Annotated in this window: 13 protein-coding genes; 6 read left to right on the top strand and 7 right to left on the bottom strand. The window is 74.4% G+C overall.

Annotated elements, in window-relative coordinates:
• Nucleotide 1: 1 nt before the first annotated feature.
• From ACFU0Y_RS02370 to ACFU0Y_RS02355, 4 genes are read right to left on the bottom strand one after another with little or no spacing between them, the layout of a single operon-like run.
• Entirely contained in the window at nucleotides 2-1,393 is a 1,392-nt protein-coding gene (locus ACFU0Y_RS02370) for a sulfate adenylyltransferase subunit 1 (RefSeq protein WP_380212843.1), read from the bottom strand.
• 2 nt (nucleotides 1,394-1,395) lie between these two features.
• Complete coding sequence (gene cysD, locus ACFU0Y_RS02365; RefSeq protein WP_380212842.1) at nucleotides 1,396-2,328, bottom strand: sulfate adenylyltransferase subunit CysD; 933 nt, start codon at nucleotides 2,326-2,328, stop codon at nucleotides 1,396-1,398.
• Between the two features lie 26 nt (nucleotides 2,329-2,354).
• Entirely contained in the window at nucleotides 2,355-3,122 is a 768-nt protein-coding gene (locus ACFU0Y_RS02360; RefSeq protein ID WP_380212841.1) for a phosphoadenylyl-sulfate reductase, read from the bottom strand.
• Nucleotides 3,119-4,813: a nitrite/sulfite reductase gene (locus ACFU0Y_RS02355; protein WP_380212840.1), complete on the bottom strand. Its 1,695-nt coding sequence runs from the start codon at nucleotides 4,811-4,813 to the stop codon at nucleotides 3,119-3,121. The genes ACFU0Y_RS02360 and ACFU0Y_RS02355 overlap by 4 nt, the downstream gene beginning before the upstream one ends.
• A gap of 278 nt (nucleotides 4,814-5,091) precedes the next feature.
• Here ACFU0Y_RS02355 and ACFU0Y_RS02350 point away from each other — a divergent pair, with 278 nt between their 5' ends.
• Both ACFU0Y_RS02350 and ACFU0Y_RS02345 read left to right on the top strand, forming a co-directional pair.
• Nucleotides 5,092-6,561, top strand: coding sequence for an NCS2 family permease (locus ACFU0Y_RS02350; protein WP_380212839.1), 1,470 nt, complete (start codon nucleotides 5,092-5,094; stop codon nucleotides 6,559-6,561).
• Nucleotides 6,558-6,947, top strand: a complete 390-nt coding sequence (locus tag ACFU0Y_RS02345) for a YchJ family protein (RefSeq protein ID WP_380212838.1) — start codon at nucleotides 6,558-6,560, stop codon at nucleotides 6,945-6,947. The genes ACFU0Y_RS02350 and ACFU0Y_RS02345 overlap by 4 nt, the downstream gene beginning before the upstream one ends.
• A 10-nt stretch (nucleotides 6,948-6,957) precedes the next feature.
• Here the strand turns inward: ACFU0Y_RS02345 and ACFU0Y_RS02340 are convergent, their stop codons facing one another.
• The 3 genes from ACFU0Y_RS02340 to ACFU0Y_RS02330 all read right to left on the bottom strand — a co-directional run bounded on the left by ACFU0Y_RS02340 (nucleotide 6,958) and on the right by ACFU0Y_RS02330 (nucleotide 9,337).
• Nucleotides 6,958-7,323 carry a VOC family protein gene (locus tag ACFU0Y_RS02340; protein ID WP_380212837.1) on the bottom strand — a complete coding sequence of 122 codons (366 nt, stop codon included), beginning with the start codon at nucleotides 7,321-7,323 and terminating at the stop codon, nucleotides 6,958-6,960.
• A gap of 9 nt (nucleotides 7,324-7,332) precedes the next feature.
• Nucleotides 7,333-8,196 (bottom strand): SDR family NAD(P)-dependent oxidoreductase, encoded by an 864-nt coding sequence (locus tag ACFU0Y_RS02335; RefSeq protein ID WP_380212836.1) that lies wholly within the window; start codon nucleotides 8,194-8,196, stop codon nucleotides 7,333-7,335.
• 115 nt (nucleotides 8,197-8,311) lie between these two features.
• Nucleotides 8,312-9,337 carry an AraC family transcriptional regulator gene (locus ACFU0Y_RS02330; RefSeq protein WP_380212835.1) on the bottom strand — a complete coding sequence of 342 codons (1,026 nt, stop codon included), beginning with the start codon at nucleotides 9,335-9,337 and terminating at the stop codon, nucleotides 8,312-8,314.
• A 69-nt stretch (nucleotides 9,338-9,406) separates the two neighbouring features.
• On the opposite strand from ACFU0Y_RS02330, the gene ACFU0Y_RS02325 reads away from it, so the two are divergent.
• The 4 genes from ACFU0Y_RS02325 to ACFU0Y_RS02310 all read left to right on the top strand — a co-directional run bounded on the left by ACFU0Y_RS02325 (nucleotide 9,407) and on the right by ACFU0Y_RS02310 (nucleotide 15,547).
• Nucleotides 9,407-11,050: a flavin-containing monooxygenase gene (locus ACFU0Y_RS02325; RefSeq protein ID WP_380212834.1), complete on the top strand. Its 1,644-nt coding sequence runs from the start codon at nucleotides 9,407-9,409 to the stop codon at nucleotides 11,048-11,050.
• Nucleotides 11,047-12,006, top strand: a complete 960-nt coding sequence (locus ACFU0Y_RS02320; protein ID WP_380212833.1) for an alpha/beta fold hydrolase — start codon at nucleotides 11,047-11,049, stop codon at nucleotides 12,004-12,006. Before ACFU0Y_RS02325 ends, ACFU0Y_RS02320 begins: the two co-directional genes overlap by 4 nt.
• Before the next feature lie 284 nt (nucleotides 12,007-12,290).
• The gene (locus ACFU0Y_RS02315; RefSeq protein WP_380212832.1) at nucleotides 12,291-13,661 is read left to right on the top strand and encodes a polysaccharide lyase family 1 protein; all 1,371 of its coding nucleotides are present in this window, start codon (nucleotides 12,291-12,293) and stop codon (nucleotides 13,659-13,661) included.
• On the top strand, nucleotides 13,658-15,547 hold the full coding sequence (locus ACFU0Y_RS02310) for a pectinesterase family protein (protein ID WP_380212831.1): 1,890 nt from the start codon (nucleotides 13,658-13,660) through the stop codon (nucleotides 15,545-15,547). Before ACFU0Y_RS02315 ends, ACFU0Y_RS02310 begins: the two co-directional genes overlap by 4 nt.
• The last annotated feature ends 39 nt before the right edge of the window (nucleotides 15,548-15,586 follow it).

Genomic DNA, 15,586 nt, shown 5'->3' with positions numbered 1-15,586 from the left:
CTCAGGCGTCCCGCACGAGCCCGGCGGCGAGCGTGTTGCCCGTGGCCGGGTCGACGACCAGGAAGGCGCCGGTGCGCCGCAGCCGGTCGTAGGGGTCGACCGGCAGCGGGGAGGCGAGCCGGAGCCGGACCCGGCCGATGTCGTTGAGCTCGAGGGTCGCCGCGTCCCGCAGCACGAGCTCCTCCAGGTCCAGCCGCCCCTCGAGCTCGACGACCATGGCCTGGACCGTGGCGGCGCCGTGCTTGACGAGCACGCGGGCCCGGGGCTGCAGGGGCCGCTCCCCCAGCCACGCCACCGAGGCGACGAGGTCCTGGACGGGCTCGGGCAGCTCGTCGTCGGCGCTCGCGACGAGGTCGCCGCGGGCGATGTCGATGTCGTCGGCCAGCCGCAGGGTCACGGACAGCGGGGCCGCGGCCTCCGTCAGCTGCTCGCCGGGCAGTGGCGCCCCGGGGGCGGGCGCGGTGCCCGCCACGTCGATGCCGGTGACCGTGGTGCGCCGGCCCGCGGGCAGGACCACGACCTCGTCCCCGACCGCGACGGTGCCCGAGGCGATCTGGCCCGCGTAGCCGCGGTAGTCCCGCAGCTGCTCGGCGTCCGAGCCCGGCGCCGTGCCGCCCTGCGGGCGGATGACGTACTGGACGGGGAAGCGGAAGGGGCGGGCGGTGCCGCGGCCGGACTCGTCCACCGTGGGCAGCTCCTCGAGCACCCGCAGCAGCGGCCGCCCGGAGTACCAGGGGGTCCGCGGGGAGGAATCCACCACGTTGTCGCCCTCGAGGGCGGAGACGGGCACCACGTGCACGTCCTCGACCCCCAGCCGGGCGGCGATGGTGGTGGCGTCCGCCGCGACCCGGTCGAAGACCTCCTGGGAGTAGTCGACGAGGTCGATCTTGTTCACGGCGACCACCACGTGCGGCACGCGCAGCAGGGAGACGACGGCCAGGTGCCGGCGGGTCTGCTCGACCACGCCGTGCCGGGCGTCCACGAGCACCACGACGGCGTCGGCCGTCGAGGCGCCCGTGACGGTGTTCTTGGTGTACTGCACGTGGCCGGGGCAGTCCGCCAGGACGAAGGAGCGGCGGTCCGTGGCGAAGTAGCGGTAGGCCACGTCGATCGTGATCCCCTGCTCCCGCTCGGCGCGCAGGCCGTCGGTGAGCAGGGCGAGGTCGAGCCGGCCTGTGCCGCCGCCGAAGCCGCGCTCGGCGGAGGTGCGGCCCACGGCCTCGAGCTGGTCGGCGAGGATCGCCTTCGCGTCGTGGAGCAGCCGGCCCACCAGGGTGGACTTGCCGTCGTCGACGGAGCCGGCGGTCGCGAAGCGGAACAGCGACCCGGGGTCGATCGTGGGGACGTGCGCGGCCGCGGGGGCGGGCCCGGTTACGGTGCTGGGGGAAGTCATGTCTAGAAGTACCCGTCCTTCTTGCGGTCCTCCATGGCGGCCTCGGAGATCCTGTCGTCCGCGCGGGTGGCCCCGCGCTCGGTGAGCGTGGACACGGCGACCTCGGCCACCACGTCGGCCACGGTCCGCGCTCCGGAGAGCACGGCGCCGGTGCAGGACATGTCGCCCACGGTGCGGTAGCGCACCGTCTGCCGCTCCACGGCCTCGGCCCCGGTCGGCGCCGAGAACTCGCCCACGGCCATCCACATCCCGTCCCGGCGGAAGACGTCCCGCTCGTGGGCGTAGTAGATCGGCGGCAGCTCGATGTTCTCGCGCTCGATGTAGCGCCAGATGTCCAGCTCGGTCCAGTTGCTGATGGGGAAGGCCCGCACGTGCTGGCCGGGGGTGTGCCGGCCGTTGTAGAGGTTCCACAGCTCCGGGCGCTGGTTGCGGGGGTCCCACTGGCCGAACTCGTCGCGCAGCGACAGGATCCGCTCCTTGGCGCGGGCCTTGTCCTCGTCGCGGCGGCCGCCGCCGAACACGGCGTCGAACCGGTGCTCCGCGATGGCGTCCAGCAGCGGCAGGGTCTGCAGCGGGTTGCGGGTGCCGTCGGCGCGCTCGAGCAGCCGGCCGTCGTCGAGGTAGTCCTGCACGCTCGCCACGACCAGGCGCAGGCCCAGCCGCTCCACGGTGCGGTCCCGGAAGCCGAGGACCTCCGGGAAGTTGTGGCCGGTGTCCACGTGCAGCACGGGGAAGGGGATCCGCCCGGGCCAGAAGGCCTTGGCGGCCAGGTGCAGCATGACCACCGAGTCCTTCCCACCGGAGAACAGCATGGCCGGGCGGTCGAACTCCGCCACGACCTCGCGCAGGATGTGGATGGACTCGGCCTCGAGCGCGTCGAGGCTGCTGTGCACGCCGGCCTGCGCAGGGGCCGGGGCGGTGGTCGGGGTGGTCACGTTCGTCTCCGTCGTCGTGGGTGCGCTCACAGGTGGATCCCGCACTCGATCTTGTCCTGGCCGGCCCAGCGGCCCGCGCGCGGGTCCTCGCCCGGGGCGGTGGGGCGGGTGCAGGGCGCGCAGCCGATGGAGAGGTAGCCCTCCCCCATCAGCGGGTTCGTCGGCACGCCGTGGTCCTGCGACCACTCGACGAGGTCGTCGAGGGTCCAGCGCACCATGGGGTTGACCTTGACGAGCTTGTGGGTCTCGTCGAAGGTCACCATCGGCGCGTTGGTGCGGGTCCAGGACTCGTCGCGGCGCACGCCGGTGAACCACACCTCGTAGCCCTCGAGGGACTTCTTCAGCGGGGCCACCTTGCGGATCGCGCAGCACAGGCCGGGGTCGCGGGCGAAGAGGTCCTTGCCGTGCTTCTCGTCCTGCTCGGCCACGGTCAGCTCCGGGAGGGCGTCGACCACGGTGATGTCGAGCATGTGCGCCACCGCGTCCCGGGTGCCGATGGTCTCCGGGAAGTGGTAGCCCGTCTCGAGGAAGAGCACGTCCACGCCGGGCAGCTGCTCGGCGACCAGGGCCGGGAGCACCGCGTCGGCCATGGAGCAGGCCACGGTGACGTTGCGCAGGTCGAAGTTCTCGGCGACCCAGCGGATCGCCTCCTCCGTGGAGGCCTCCCCCGCGGCCGGGACCCGGCCCTCGGCGTCGAGCTCGGCGTGCAGCGCGGCGGCGCCGGCGGCCGCGAGGTCGCGCAGCCGCTGCTCGTCGCGCAGGGCGGGACGGGCGTCCGTTCCGGTGCTGGTCATGCGAGTTCACTCTCCTCGACGCGGTGGGTCCACTCGGCGAAGCTCTCGTCGCCGGTGCGCTGGGCCAGGAAGCGCCGGACCAGTCCCTCGACGTAGTCGGCGAGGTCGTCCTGGAACACCTTCAGCCCGCGCACGGTCCGGCCCAGGCCGGCCTCGGCGCGGTCGTCGGCGGCGAGCCCGCCGCCCAGGTGCACCTGGTAGCCGGGCTTCTGCCCGCCGTCCTCGGTGGGCAGAAGCTGGCCCTTGAGCCCGATGTCCGCGGTCTGGATGCGGGCGCACGAGTTCGGGCACCCGTTGACGTGCATCGAGATGGGGTGCGGCAGCTCCACGCCCTCGAGCCGCCGCTCGAGCTCGTCGATGGTGTCCGAGGCGGTCTGCTTCGTCTCGACGATCGCGAGCTTGCAGTACTCGATGCCGGTGCACGCCACGGTCGAGCGGCGGAACGCGGAGGGCCTCGCCTGCAGGTCCAGGGCGGCGAGGTCGGCGACGACGTCCTCGACGTCGGCCTCCTCGACGTCCAGGAGCACGAGCTTCTGGTGCGGGGTGGTGCGCAGCCGGTCGGAGCCGTACTTCGCCATCACCTCGGCGAGGGCCAGCAGCTTCGCCCCGGAGACGCGGCCCACGCGCGGGGCCACCCCGATGTAGAAGCGTCCGTCCTTCTGCCGGTGCACGCCGATGTGGTCGCCCGGGACGGCCGCCTTCGCCGGCGCGGGACCGTCCGGGAGCTCGTAGCCGAGGTACTCGTCCTGGAGCACCTGCCGGAACTTCTCCGGCCCCCAGTCCTGGACCAGGAACTTCAGCCGGGCGCGGTTGCGCAGCCGCCGGTAGCCGTAGTCGCGGAAGATGCTGGTGACGCCCTTCCACACCTCGGGGGCCTGCTCCTCCGTCACGAAGGCGCCGAGGCGCTTGCCGAGGAACGGCACCACGGACAGCGCACCACCGACCCACAGGTCGTAGCCGGGGCCGAGCTCGGGGTGGACCACGCCCACGAACGCGCAGTCGTTGATCTCGTGCACCACGTCCAGGGACGGGTGGCCGGTGATCGCGGTCTTGTACTTGCGCGGCAGGTTGGAGAACTCCGGGGAGCCGATCCAGGTGGACTTGATCCGCTCGATCACCGGGGTGGGGTCGATGATCTCGTCCTCGGCGATCCCGGCGAGCGGGGAGCCCAGGATCACGCGCGGCACGTCCCCGCAGGCCTCGACCGTGTCCAGGCCCGCGTCCTCGAGCCGGCGCCAGATCTCCGGGACGTCCTCCACGCGGATCCAGTGGTACTGGATGTTCTGCCGATCCGTGATGTCGGCCGAGTCCCGCGCGAAGTCCGCGGAGATCTGCCCGAGCACCCGCAGCTGCTCGCGGGTGAGGGCCCCGCCGTCGAGCCGGACGCGCATCATGAAGTACTCGTCCTCGATCTCGGCGTCGGACAGCGAGCCCGTCCGCCCGCCGTCGATGCCCGGCCGGCGCTGGGTGTAGAGCCCCCACCAGCGGAAGCGTCCGTGCAGGTCCTGCGGATCGATCGAGGCGAAGCCGTGCTTCGAGTAGACCTCCTCGATCCGGGCGCGCACGTTGAGCCCGTCGTCGGCCTGCTTGAAGACCTCGTTCGGGTTCAGGGGATCCCGGCCGTCGACCTTCCACTGCCCCTCGGGCTTCGGCTTCCGGGCAGCGCGGGGCGCGCGCGTCGTCTGTGTCATGCCATCGATTGTTCGCGGGTCCCGCAGGACAGTCACGCCGGTCGTCACAAACCGCCATGAACCGACGTGACAGGACACAGGGGTGGACACGGGGACCGATCTGTGCAAGGACGCCGAGCGTGAGCCCCGCTCGACCCCGGCCCCCGGCCCGTCCGGGCCCGGACGCGCCCGGACGCAGGGAGGTAGTGTCGTCCCGGTGGCACGCCGGTGCCGCCGTCAACCCGGGAGCGCTCCTCGTGGAGTCGTGCTCCCTCCCGTCGAGTGCCTGAAGGACCACCATGGCATCCTCCGCTTCCGTCTCCACCGAGACCCCCTCCGGTCCGCCGCGCAACGGCCTGGACCGCTTCTTCAAGATCAGCGAGCGCGGCTCCTCGGTGACGAGCGAGGTGCGCGGCGGTGTGGCGACGTTCATCGCGATGAGCTACATCGTGGTGCTCAACCCGCTGATCCTCGGCTACGGCCCGGACGGCGCCGGCAACGTCCTGGGCGGTGAGCGCGTCGCGGCCGTGACGGCGCTCGTCGCCGGGGTGCTGACCATCCTCATGGGCGTCGTGGCCCGCGCGCCCTTCGCGATCGCCACGGGGCTGGGCGTCAACGCGTTCCTCGCCGTGACGATCGTCACCACCCCGGAGCTCACCTGGCCGCAGGTGATGGGCCTGGTCGTGTGGGCGGGCCTGATCATGTTCGTCCTGGTGCTCACCGGCTTCCGCACCGCCGTGTTCAACGCCGTGCCGGCGTCCCTGAAGACCGCCATCGTGGTGGGCATCGGCCTGTTCATCGCCCTGATCGGGTTCGTGAACTCCGGCTTCGTGCGCCGCATCCCGGACGCGGCCGGCACCACCGTGCCCGTGCAGCTCGGCGACGGCGGGACGCTGCTGGGCTGGCCCATGCTGACGTTCGTGGTCGGCCTGCTCCTGACCGTGGCCCTCATCGTGCGCAACGTCCGCGGCGCGATCCTGATCGCCGTGGTCGCCACCACGCTCCTCGCCCACGTGCTCGAGGCGGTCGTCCCGTCCGGCTCCTCCGTGGACGCCCCCACCGGCTGGTCGCTCGTGGTGCCTGCGGCCCCCACCTCGTTCGTGGCGCTGCCCGATCTCTCCCTCGTGGGCTCGGCCGCCCCGCTCGAGGCGTTCCGGAGCCTGGGTGCCCTCGCCGCGGCGCTGCTGATCTTCACGATCCTGCTCTCGATCTTCTTCGACGCGATGGGCACGATGGTCGGGCTCTCCCAGCAGGCCGGGCTCGTGGGCCGCAACGGGCAGATCCAGAACGTGGACAAGATCCTGCTCGTGGACGCCGCCGGGGCGATCGCCGGCGGCGCCGGCTCCGTGTCCTCCAACCAGATCTTCGTGGAGTCCTCCACCGGCATCGCCGACGGTGCCCGCACCGGTCTGGCCAACGTGGTCACCGGCGTGCTGTTCCTCCTGGCCATGTTCATCACCCCGCTGGTCAACGTGGTGCCGTTCGAGGCCGTGGCCCCGGCCATGGTGGTGGTGGGCTTCCTCATGGCCAAGCAGGTGGTCCGCATCGAGTGGGACGACTGGGGCCTGTCCGTGCCGTCCTTCCTCACGTTCGCCGTCATGCCGTTCACCTACTCGATCGCCGACGGCATCGGCGCGGGCTTCGTCTCCTACGTCTTCATCCGGCTCGTGCAGGGCCGCGGCAGGGAGGTCCACCCGCTGATGTACGTCGTGGCGGCGGCCTTCGTGGTGTTCTTCGGCAAGGGCGTGGTCGAGGGCTGGATGGCATGATCGACGACGGCGCCCGCTGCCCCTGCGGCACCGGGGAGACCTACGGCGCGTGCTGCGGCCGCTTCCACGGCGGCCGCGCGGCCCCCACGGCCGAGCTGCTCATGCGCTCGCGGTTCAGCGCCTTCGCCGCGGGGGACGCGGCGCACCTGCTGGGCACGTGGCACCCCAGCACGCGCCCGGGGTTCGTGGACCTGGACCCCGCGCTGCGCTGGACCCGGCTCGCCGTCCACGGCGCCACGGGCGGCGGCCCCTTCGACGACGAGGGGTGGGTGGACTTCACCGCCTTCTGGCGCGGGCCGGACGGGGCCCGCGGGGCCCAGCGGGAGAACTCCCGGTTCCGGCGCGAGGGCGGCCGGTGGTACTACGTGGACGGTGTGGCCGGCTGAGCCCGCCGGCTCAGTCCTGCTCGAGGTCGGAGAGCACGCAGAACTCGTTGCCCTCCGGGTCGGCCAGCACCACCCAGGTCACCTCGGGCCCCTGGCCCACGTCCACGCGGCGGGCCCCGAGGGACTCCAGGCGGGCGACCTCGGCGGTCCGACCGCCGTCGGCGGCGCGCAGGTCGAGGTGCAGCCGGTTCTTGGCCGTGCGGGGCTCGGGGACGAGCACGAAGTCGAGGTGCGGGCCGCTGCCCCCGGCGGGGGCGATGCCCACGAAGCCCTCGGCCTGCCCGTGGACGACGTAGCCCAGGGCGGCGCACCAGAAGCGGGAGAGGGTCTCCGGGTCGCGGCAGTCGACGACGACGGCGGACAGCGTGCTGGTCATGCGCCCAGCCTAGGCCCGGCGCCGCCGTCCGGGAAGGCGCCGCAGCACTCGTGGCGCCCACCGCAGGACCGGCCAGTAGGAGCCGGGCAGGAGCCGTGCCACGAGGTCCGGCAGCACGGCACTGGGAGCCACGAGCAGCCGGGTCCGCCGCCGCTCCACCGCCCCCAGGATGTCGGCGGCAGCCCGCTCCGCGGGATAGCTCAGCAGCGCCGCGAAGTCCTCCCGGTCCTTCCGTGCCCGCTCCTCGGGCACCCCGGCCGGGGTGCGGGCGGTCTCGGCGATCCTCGTCCGGACCCCGCCCGGGTGGACCACGGTGACCCCCACCCGCCCGGCCAGCTCGTGGCGCAGGCCCTCGGTGAACCCGCGCAGGGCGTACTTGCTCGCGGAGTAGGCCACCTGGCCGGGCGGGGCGATGAGACCGAACAGGCTGGAGAGGTTGACCAGGTGGCTGCCGGGGGCGGCGAGCAGGGCGGGCAGCAGCTCCCGGGTGAGCACCACGGGCGCCCGGAAGTTGACGTCCATGAGCCAGTCGAACTCCGCGGCCGAGACCTGTTCGAAGGACCCGCCCAGACCTACGCCCGCGTTGTTGACCAGCAGGTCGATCCGCGGGTGCTCCGCCCGGATCCGCCCGGCCACGCCCGGCAGCGCGGACAGCTCGGCGAGGTCGGCCACGACCGTGCGCACCGGCAGCTCCGGGTGCCCGGCGCGGATCGCCCCGGCGACGGCCTCGAGCCGGGCCCCGTCCCGGTCGAGGAGCACCAGGCCGGTGCCGCGGGCGGCGAGGCCGTGGGCCAGGTGCTCGCCGATGCCGGAGGCGGCGCCGGTGAGCACCGCGGTGGCGCCGACGAAACGGAAGGGGGCGGACGGGGACACGGGCTGCTCCTGGGGTCGGGCGGGGTCGTGGATCGGGGCCTGCTGTCCAGTGTGCGGGCGGGCGGTCGCCCCCGCTTGACCCGCCGCGACAGGAAGTTGACGCGCGGCGACATCGTCAGCCGGCCGGGACGCCCCGGCGGCGGACGTCCCGCGGCGGCGCGCCCCACCAGCGGCGGGCGCACCGGGTGAGGGCCGAGGACTCCGAGAGCCCCACCAGCCCGGCGATCTGACCGAGCGGGACGTCGGTGGTGGTGAGCCAGCGCAGGGCGGCGCCGCGCCGGGTCTCGTCGAGGACGGCGCCGAAGCTGGTGCCCTCCTCCGCGAGCCGGCGCTGCAGGGTGCGGGGGTGCAGGTCCAGCTCCCGGGCCACCGCCTCGATCTCCGGGGCAGCGGTGCCGAGCAGCTGCACCAGCACGCCCCGGACCCGGGGCGCCCAGGCGGAGCCGGCCCCGGGGAGCTGGGTGTCGAGGAAGGCGAGCGCCACCTGCCGGACCCCGGCGTCCCCGTGCAGCGGGCGGGCGAGCGTGCTCGTGGGGATCCGCAGCAGGACCTCGGGGCGGCCGGTGCGCACGGGCGCACCGAAGAACTCCTCGTAGGCCCGCAGTGGTGCGGCGGGGCGGTGGTCCAGTTCGACCGTGCGCAGCCCGTAGCGACCGCCCACCAGGGACGTCAGGGCCCGGTGCAGCAGGCCCAGGCCCAGGTCGGTGCCCTGCGGGCTGCCGCGCCCGGGGTCCCGGGCGGCCGCGGCGGAGCCGCCGTAGCGCACCGCCGTCACCCCGCGGGCACCGTAGGGGTCCGGCACCAGCGCCAGCTCGAGGGAGGGGGCGTGCACGAACAGGTAGCGGGAGGTGCACTCGAGGGCGTCGCGCACCGTCTCGGAGTGGCGGGCCGCCAGTGCGAGAGGGCCGAGCACGCCCGGGTCCTGCCGGGCCGCGACCCGCAGCCCGAGGTCGGGGCAGCCCAGCTCCCGGGCGGCGCCCTCCAGCACCCGCCCCACGGCCCGCTCCGGGACCAGCAGGTCGTCGGTGTCCAGGGCCGCCCGGGGCAGCCCGGCGGCGTCGGCCAGGGCCTCGGCGTCGCCGCCGAGCTCCGCCACCGCGGCACGGAAACCGCGCAGACCCGCGGACCGGATGACCGTCATGTCGCCCAGGGTCAAGCAATCGTCGCGCAGCGTCAAGTCTTCCCGGGCGTCCCGGACGATCCTGGAACCATGCGAGCACCGTCCACCGCCGGCCGGCCGTCTCCCGGGACGCCCGGCGGCACCCCCGCCGGATCCCCCCGCGAGCGACCGGGCGGGCCCCCCGACCGGCCCCGCGGAGAGTTCGCCGGTGCCTTCTCCGGCGATTGCCCCGGGGGGACCGACCACCGGGACGTCGTCGTCGTCGGGGCCGGTCTGTCCGGCATCGGTGCGGCGTACCGCCTGCAGACCGAGTGCCCCGGGCTGTCCTTCGCCGTGCTCGAGGCCCGGGACGAACTGGGTGGGACCTGGGACCTGTTCCGCTACCCGGGGGTGCGCTCCGACTCCGACATGTTCACGCTCGGCTACTCCTTCAAGCCGTGGCGGGCCGCGCAGGCGCTCGCCGACGGCCCGTCGATCCTCGCCTACCTGCACGAGACGGCGGAGGAGTTCGGCCTCGACCGGCACGTGCGCCTCCGCACCAAGGTGGTCTCGGCCGACTGGTCCGGCGCCGAGCAGCGCTGGCTCCTGGGCCTCGAGGTCCGGGACGCGGACGGCGCGGTCCACGAGAGCGCCATGACGTGTTCGTTCCTGTACTCGTGCGCCGGCTACTACGACTACGACCGCGGCCACGACGCCGCGCTGCCCGGCCTGGCGGAGTTCGGGGGCCGGGTGGTGCACCCGCAGTTCTGGCCCGAGGACCTGGACTGGACCGGCCGGCGCGTGCTGGTCATCGGCAGCGGCGCCACCGCGGTGACCCTGGTGCCGGCCATGGCCCGGGACGCCGCGGGCGTGACGATGCTGCAGCGCTCCCCCACCTGGATCAGCGCCGTGCCGGGGCGGGACAGGCGGGCCGACGCGCTGCGGCGGTTCCTGCCCGCGGGGCTCGCCCACCGGCTCATCCGGACCAAGAACATCCTGTTCAGCACGGCCGTGTACCAGTTCTGCCGCCGGCGCCCGACGGCGGCCCGCGCGTTCTTCACCTCCCGGGCCGCGCGCCTCCTCGGCTCCGAGGACCTCGTGGCCGAGCACTTCACCCCGTCCTACGACCCGTGGGACCAGCGGCTGTGCGCGGTGCCGGACGCGGACCTGTTCCGGGCGCTGAAGAAGGGGCGGGCGGAGGTCGTCACGGACACGATCGACACGTTCGTGCCCGAAGGTGTCCGGCTGAGCGGCGGGCGGGTGCTCGAGGCCGATCTCGTGGTGACCGCCACGGGCCTGCGGCTGCTGCCGTTCGGCGGGATCGCCCTGACCGTGGACGGGACGCCGGTGGAGCTGTCCGAGCAGTTCGTGTGGAACGGGGCGATGCTCACCGGCGTGCCGAACTTCGCGCTGTGCATCGGCTACACCAACGCGTCCTGGACCCTGCGCGCCGACCTCACCCACCGGCTGGTGTGCAAGGTGCTCCGGCACCTGCGGCGCCGGCACGCCGGTGCCGTGGTGCCGCGCGCGCCCCGGGGCATGACCGAGCAGCCGCTCCTGGACCTCACCTCCGGCTACGTGCAGCGCGCGATCGGGGCCTTCCCGCGCCAGGGCGACCGGCACCCGTGGCGGGTTCGGCAGAACTACCTGCTGGACTCCGCGACCACCCTGCGCACCCCGCTGTCCCGCAGCCTCGACCTCGTCCCCCGCACCGCGTCCCGCCGCGGTGCCCGCCCGCAGGAGACCCGCGCATGACCGACCGGCACACCCCGCGCCCCACCGTCGGCACCCCCGCCCCGCAGTCCCCCGTCCGCCGCTCCCCCGTTCCGGAGGCCACGACGACGACGGTGGAGGTCGCCGGCCGGCCCGTGCGCATCCGCCGCTCGGGGCCGGCGCAGGCCCCGCCGGTCGTGCTGCTGCACGGCATCGGCCGGAGCCTGGAGGACTGGTCGGCCGTCCACGAGCTGCTGGCCGAGGACCACCGGGTGCTGAGCATGGACCTGCCCGGTTTCGGGCTCACCCCCGCCGGCACCGAGCGGCCGGGGCTCGGGGCGTTCGCCCGCGCGGTGGTCGGCGTGCTCGACGCGCTCGGCGAGGAGCGGCCCGTGCACCTCATGGGCAACTCTCTGGGCGGGGCCGTGGCCATGACCGTGGCCGCCGAGCACCCGGGGCGCGTCGCGGGTCTGCTGCTCGCCGACAGCGCCGGGTTCGGCCGGGAGGCCAATGTCTCCGCCCTGCCCATGGTGTGGGCCGCGCTGTCCCGGCTGCCCGTGGTGGGGCCCCGGTTCCGGCCGCTGGCGCGGGCCGCCGCGGTGCGGTCCCAGCAGAGCTGCTTCTTCGACCCGTCCCTGGCCACCCCGGAGCGGCTGCGGCATGCGGCCCGGGTGGGCGCGCAGCCGGACTTCCGGGCCACGTTCCTGGGCACCTACCGGAGCATCGGGCTGCCGGTGATCGGCGTGCTGCCCGGCTGGCGGCGGGCCCTGCTGGCGAAGGTGCGGGCGGCGGGCCCGCCCGTGCTCGTGGTGTGGGGCGACGCCGACGCGGTGCTGCCGGCCCACCACGCCGAGGCCGCGGCGGCGGCGCTGCCGGAGGCCCGGCTGCACGTCTTCCCGGACACCGGGCACATGCCGCAGATCGAGCGCACGCAGGAGCTGGTGGAGCTGGCCCGGGAATTCGTGGCCTCGGCCGAGCGATCCCGCTCGGCCCGCTGACGCCCGCGCCACCGGAACTCCGCCGCGGGGTCGCCTCCGCGCCCAGCGCACACGGCGGGTCGCGTTCCGATGCACAGCGCAGCACGTTCTCGCAGATGGCGACCCCTCGGGCACAGGAGAGCGATGCGGGAGGCGACGAGGGGTGGGCGGCACCGTTCGAACGCCTGCGCATCTTCCGTGGGAAAGCGCTTTCTGATACCGTCCTGCTCAGCGCCCTCCCGTGACCCCCGTCACACCCGCTCCACCTTCGGCGAGGGCGTCCCCCCGATGACGGAAGAGGAACCATGCGGAGACGCACTGCGCACCTGTCCATCCCCACCGCCGTGGCCGTGACGGCCGCGCTCCTCGCGGCGACCCCTGCGTCGGCCGCGCCCAGCCCCCTCGCCGCTCCCGCGGCCCAGAGCTCCCGCACCCCGCTCGAGCGCCAGGTCCTGCCGGAGAACGACGGATGGGCCGCCCTCGGCCCCGGCACCACCGGCGGCTCGGCCGCGGAGCCCGCCGACGTCTACGACGTCACGAACCGCACCGAGCTGCTGGCGGCCTTCGAGGCCGCGGGCGAGCGTCCGAAGATCGTCCGCGTCCACGGCCGGATCGACGCCAACACCGCGCCGGACGGCTCCCCGGTGAGCTGCGACGACTACGCGGCGGGCACCGGGTACTCCCTGGAGCAGTACCTGGAGGCCTACGACCCGGCCACGTGGGGCCGTGACCGGGACCCGGCCGGGGCGCAGGAGACGGCCCGCCGCGCCGCGGCCACGAACCAGGCGCGGACGATCCGGTGGGACATCCCGAGCAACACCACGATCGTCGGCGCGGGCGCCGACAGCGAGATCCGCGGCGCCGCCCTGCGGATCAACGGGGCCGACAACGTGATCCTGCGCAACCTCACGCTCTCCGACGCCTCGGACTGCTTCCCGGCCTGGGACCCGGGGGACGGCAGCACCGGGGCCTGGAACAGCGAGTACGACCTGCTCCAGGTGATCAACGGCGCCACCCACGTCTGGATCGACCACTCGGAGTTCACCGACGCCCCGAACCTCGACAGCGAGCAGCCCTCCTACTTCGGCACCCCCTACCAGGTGCACGACGGCGCGCTCGACGTGACCAACGGGTCGGACCTGGTCACCGTGTCCTGGAACCGGTTCACCGACCACGACAAGCTCATGCTCATCGGCTCCACCGACTCCACCAACCGGGGCGACCCGGGCAGGCTGCGGGTGACCGTGCACCACAACGTGTTCGAGGACGTCGGGCAGCGGGCCCCGCGGGTGCGCTACGGCCAGGTGGACGTCTACAACAACCACTACGTGGTGCCCGAGGACGGCTCCGTCCCCTACGTGTACTCCCTGGGCGCGGGGATCGAGTCGCACCTCTACGCGGAGGCCAACGCCTTCACCCTCCCCGCCGGCACGGACGCCGCGGAGATCATCGGCCGGTACAAGGGCACGACCATCGCCACCGTGGACAACACCGTGAACGGCAGGAAGGTCGACGTGCGGGCCGCGTACAACGCCGCCGTCCCGGAGGCCGAGCGGCTGACCCACGACACCTCCTGGACGCCCGTGCTGCGCACGAAGGTCCACGCCCCCCAGGCCGTGCCGGCGCTGCTCGCCCGCACCGCGGGTCCCGTCCTGAGCACCGGCGGTGACCGGTGAGGCCCGTCGGGGCGCCGACCCGGCGCACCGTCCTGACCGCGTTCGCCGTGGCCGCCGGCGCCGCCGCCCTGACCGGTGCGGCGGGCTCACCGGCCCTCGCCACGACGGGGGCCGCCGGCAACAGCGGCGGGGCGCGGCGCACCCGGCCGGCGCTGGTCGTCGTCGGGGACTCGACCTCGTCCGCGTACCAGCACTCCGAGCGACCGCGCGCCGGGTGGGGCCAGGCCCTGCCCCTGCTGCTGGGCCCCCAGGCCGGCGTGCTCGACCTCGCCTGGTCCGGGGCCTCGTCCAAGAGCTACGCGGACGCCGGGCTGCTGGACCGGGCACTGGGAATGCTCCAGCCCGGCGACCACCTGCTGATCTCCTTCGGCCACAACGACGAGAAGGTCGAGGACCCGGCCCGCGGCACCCTGCCGGGCTCGACCTTCGAGGAGTACCTGCGCCGCTACCTCGACGGCGCCGCGGCGCGCGGGGCGCAGCCCGTGCTGGTCACCCCCGTGGAGCGGCGGCGCTTCGACGCCTTCGGGGCAGCGCGGGACACCCACGGCGCCTATCCGCAGGCGGTGCGCGAGCTCGCCGCGGCCACCGGCACGCCCCTGGTGGACCTGACGGCCTCGTCCAAGGAGCTGTGGCAGCGGCTCGGCCCGGAGGGGACCACGTCCCACTTCCTGCACCTGCCCCCGGGGCAGCACCCGCAGTACCCGCAGGGCTCCACCGACAACACCCACTTCCAGGCCCTCGGCGCGCTGGCCGTGGCCCGGCTGGTGGCGCGCGAGCTGCGGTCGAAGCGGATCGTGCCGCCGGGCTGGTTCCCGGCCCCCGACGCCGTGACGGACCCGCTGGCCCGGATGTACTGGCCGAGCGAGCGCCCCGTGGACACCCCCGTGGTGCTCGAGGTCGGCCCCGGGAAGCCCTTCCGCACCGTGCAGGCCGCCGTGGACGCGGCGGAGGCGGGCGGCGCCCGCCGGACGGTGGTCCGGATCCAGCCCGGGGAGTACCGGGAGGTCCTGCGCGTGCCGTCGGCCAAGCCCCGGATCTCGCTCGTCGGGACGGGCGAGCGTCCCGAGGACGTGGTGCTGGTGTACGACAACGCCTCCGGCACCGTGAAGCCCGACGGTAGCGGGCCGTTCGGCACGTCCGGCAGCGCGTCCGCCCGGGTGGACGGCGCGGACTTCGTGGCGCGCAACCTCACGTTCGCCAACGACTTCGACGAGGCCGCGCACCCGGAGATGAAGGACCGCCAGGCCGTGGCCCTGCACCTGACGGGTGACCGGGCGGTGCTGTCCGGGGTGCGCTTCCTCGGCAACCAGGACACCCTGCTGGTCAACTCGCCGGCGAGCGGTGTGGCCGCGAGGTCCTGGTTCGACCGGTGCTGGGTCGAGGGCGACGTCGACTTCGTGTTCGGCCGCGGCACCGCCGTCTTCGAGGACTGCGAGATCCGCTCCCTCGACCGCGGCTCCGCCACCAACAACGGCTACGTCACGGCCGGGAGCCAGGACCTCGACATCGCGCACGGATATCTTTTCGACCGGTGCCGCTTCACCTCCGGGGCGGCCGCGGGCACCGTGCACCTGGGCCGGCCGTGGCACCCCAGCGGGGACCCCCGGGCCGTCGCGCAGGTCCTGGTCCGCGACTCGTGGCTCGGCGCCCACATCGCGGCGAGCCCGTGGACGGACATGAGCGGCTTCTCGTGGCGCGAGGCGCGCTTCGCCGAGCACCGCAACCGGGGCCCGGGGGCGCAGGTCACCCCCGACCGCCCGCAGCTGCCCGCCGGGGAGGAGGGCCGGTTCACGGTGCGCACCTACCTCGAGGGCGACGACGGCTGGGCGCCGCAGCTGGCGGGCACGGCGGCCGACAGCACCGCGCTCCTCGGCCTGCCGGGCTGACCCGCGGCGGGCACGGCACCGGTGCGAGCTCCTCGCACC

Source organism: Kocuria sp. NPDC057446, from assembly GCF_042802875.1.
In the GTDB taxonomy this organism is placed as follows: domain Bacteria; phylum Actinomycetota; class Actinomycetes; order Actinomycetales; family Micrococcaceae; genus Kocuria.
This window is presented reverse-complemented; position numbering and strand designations above follow the sequence as displayed.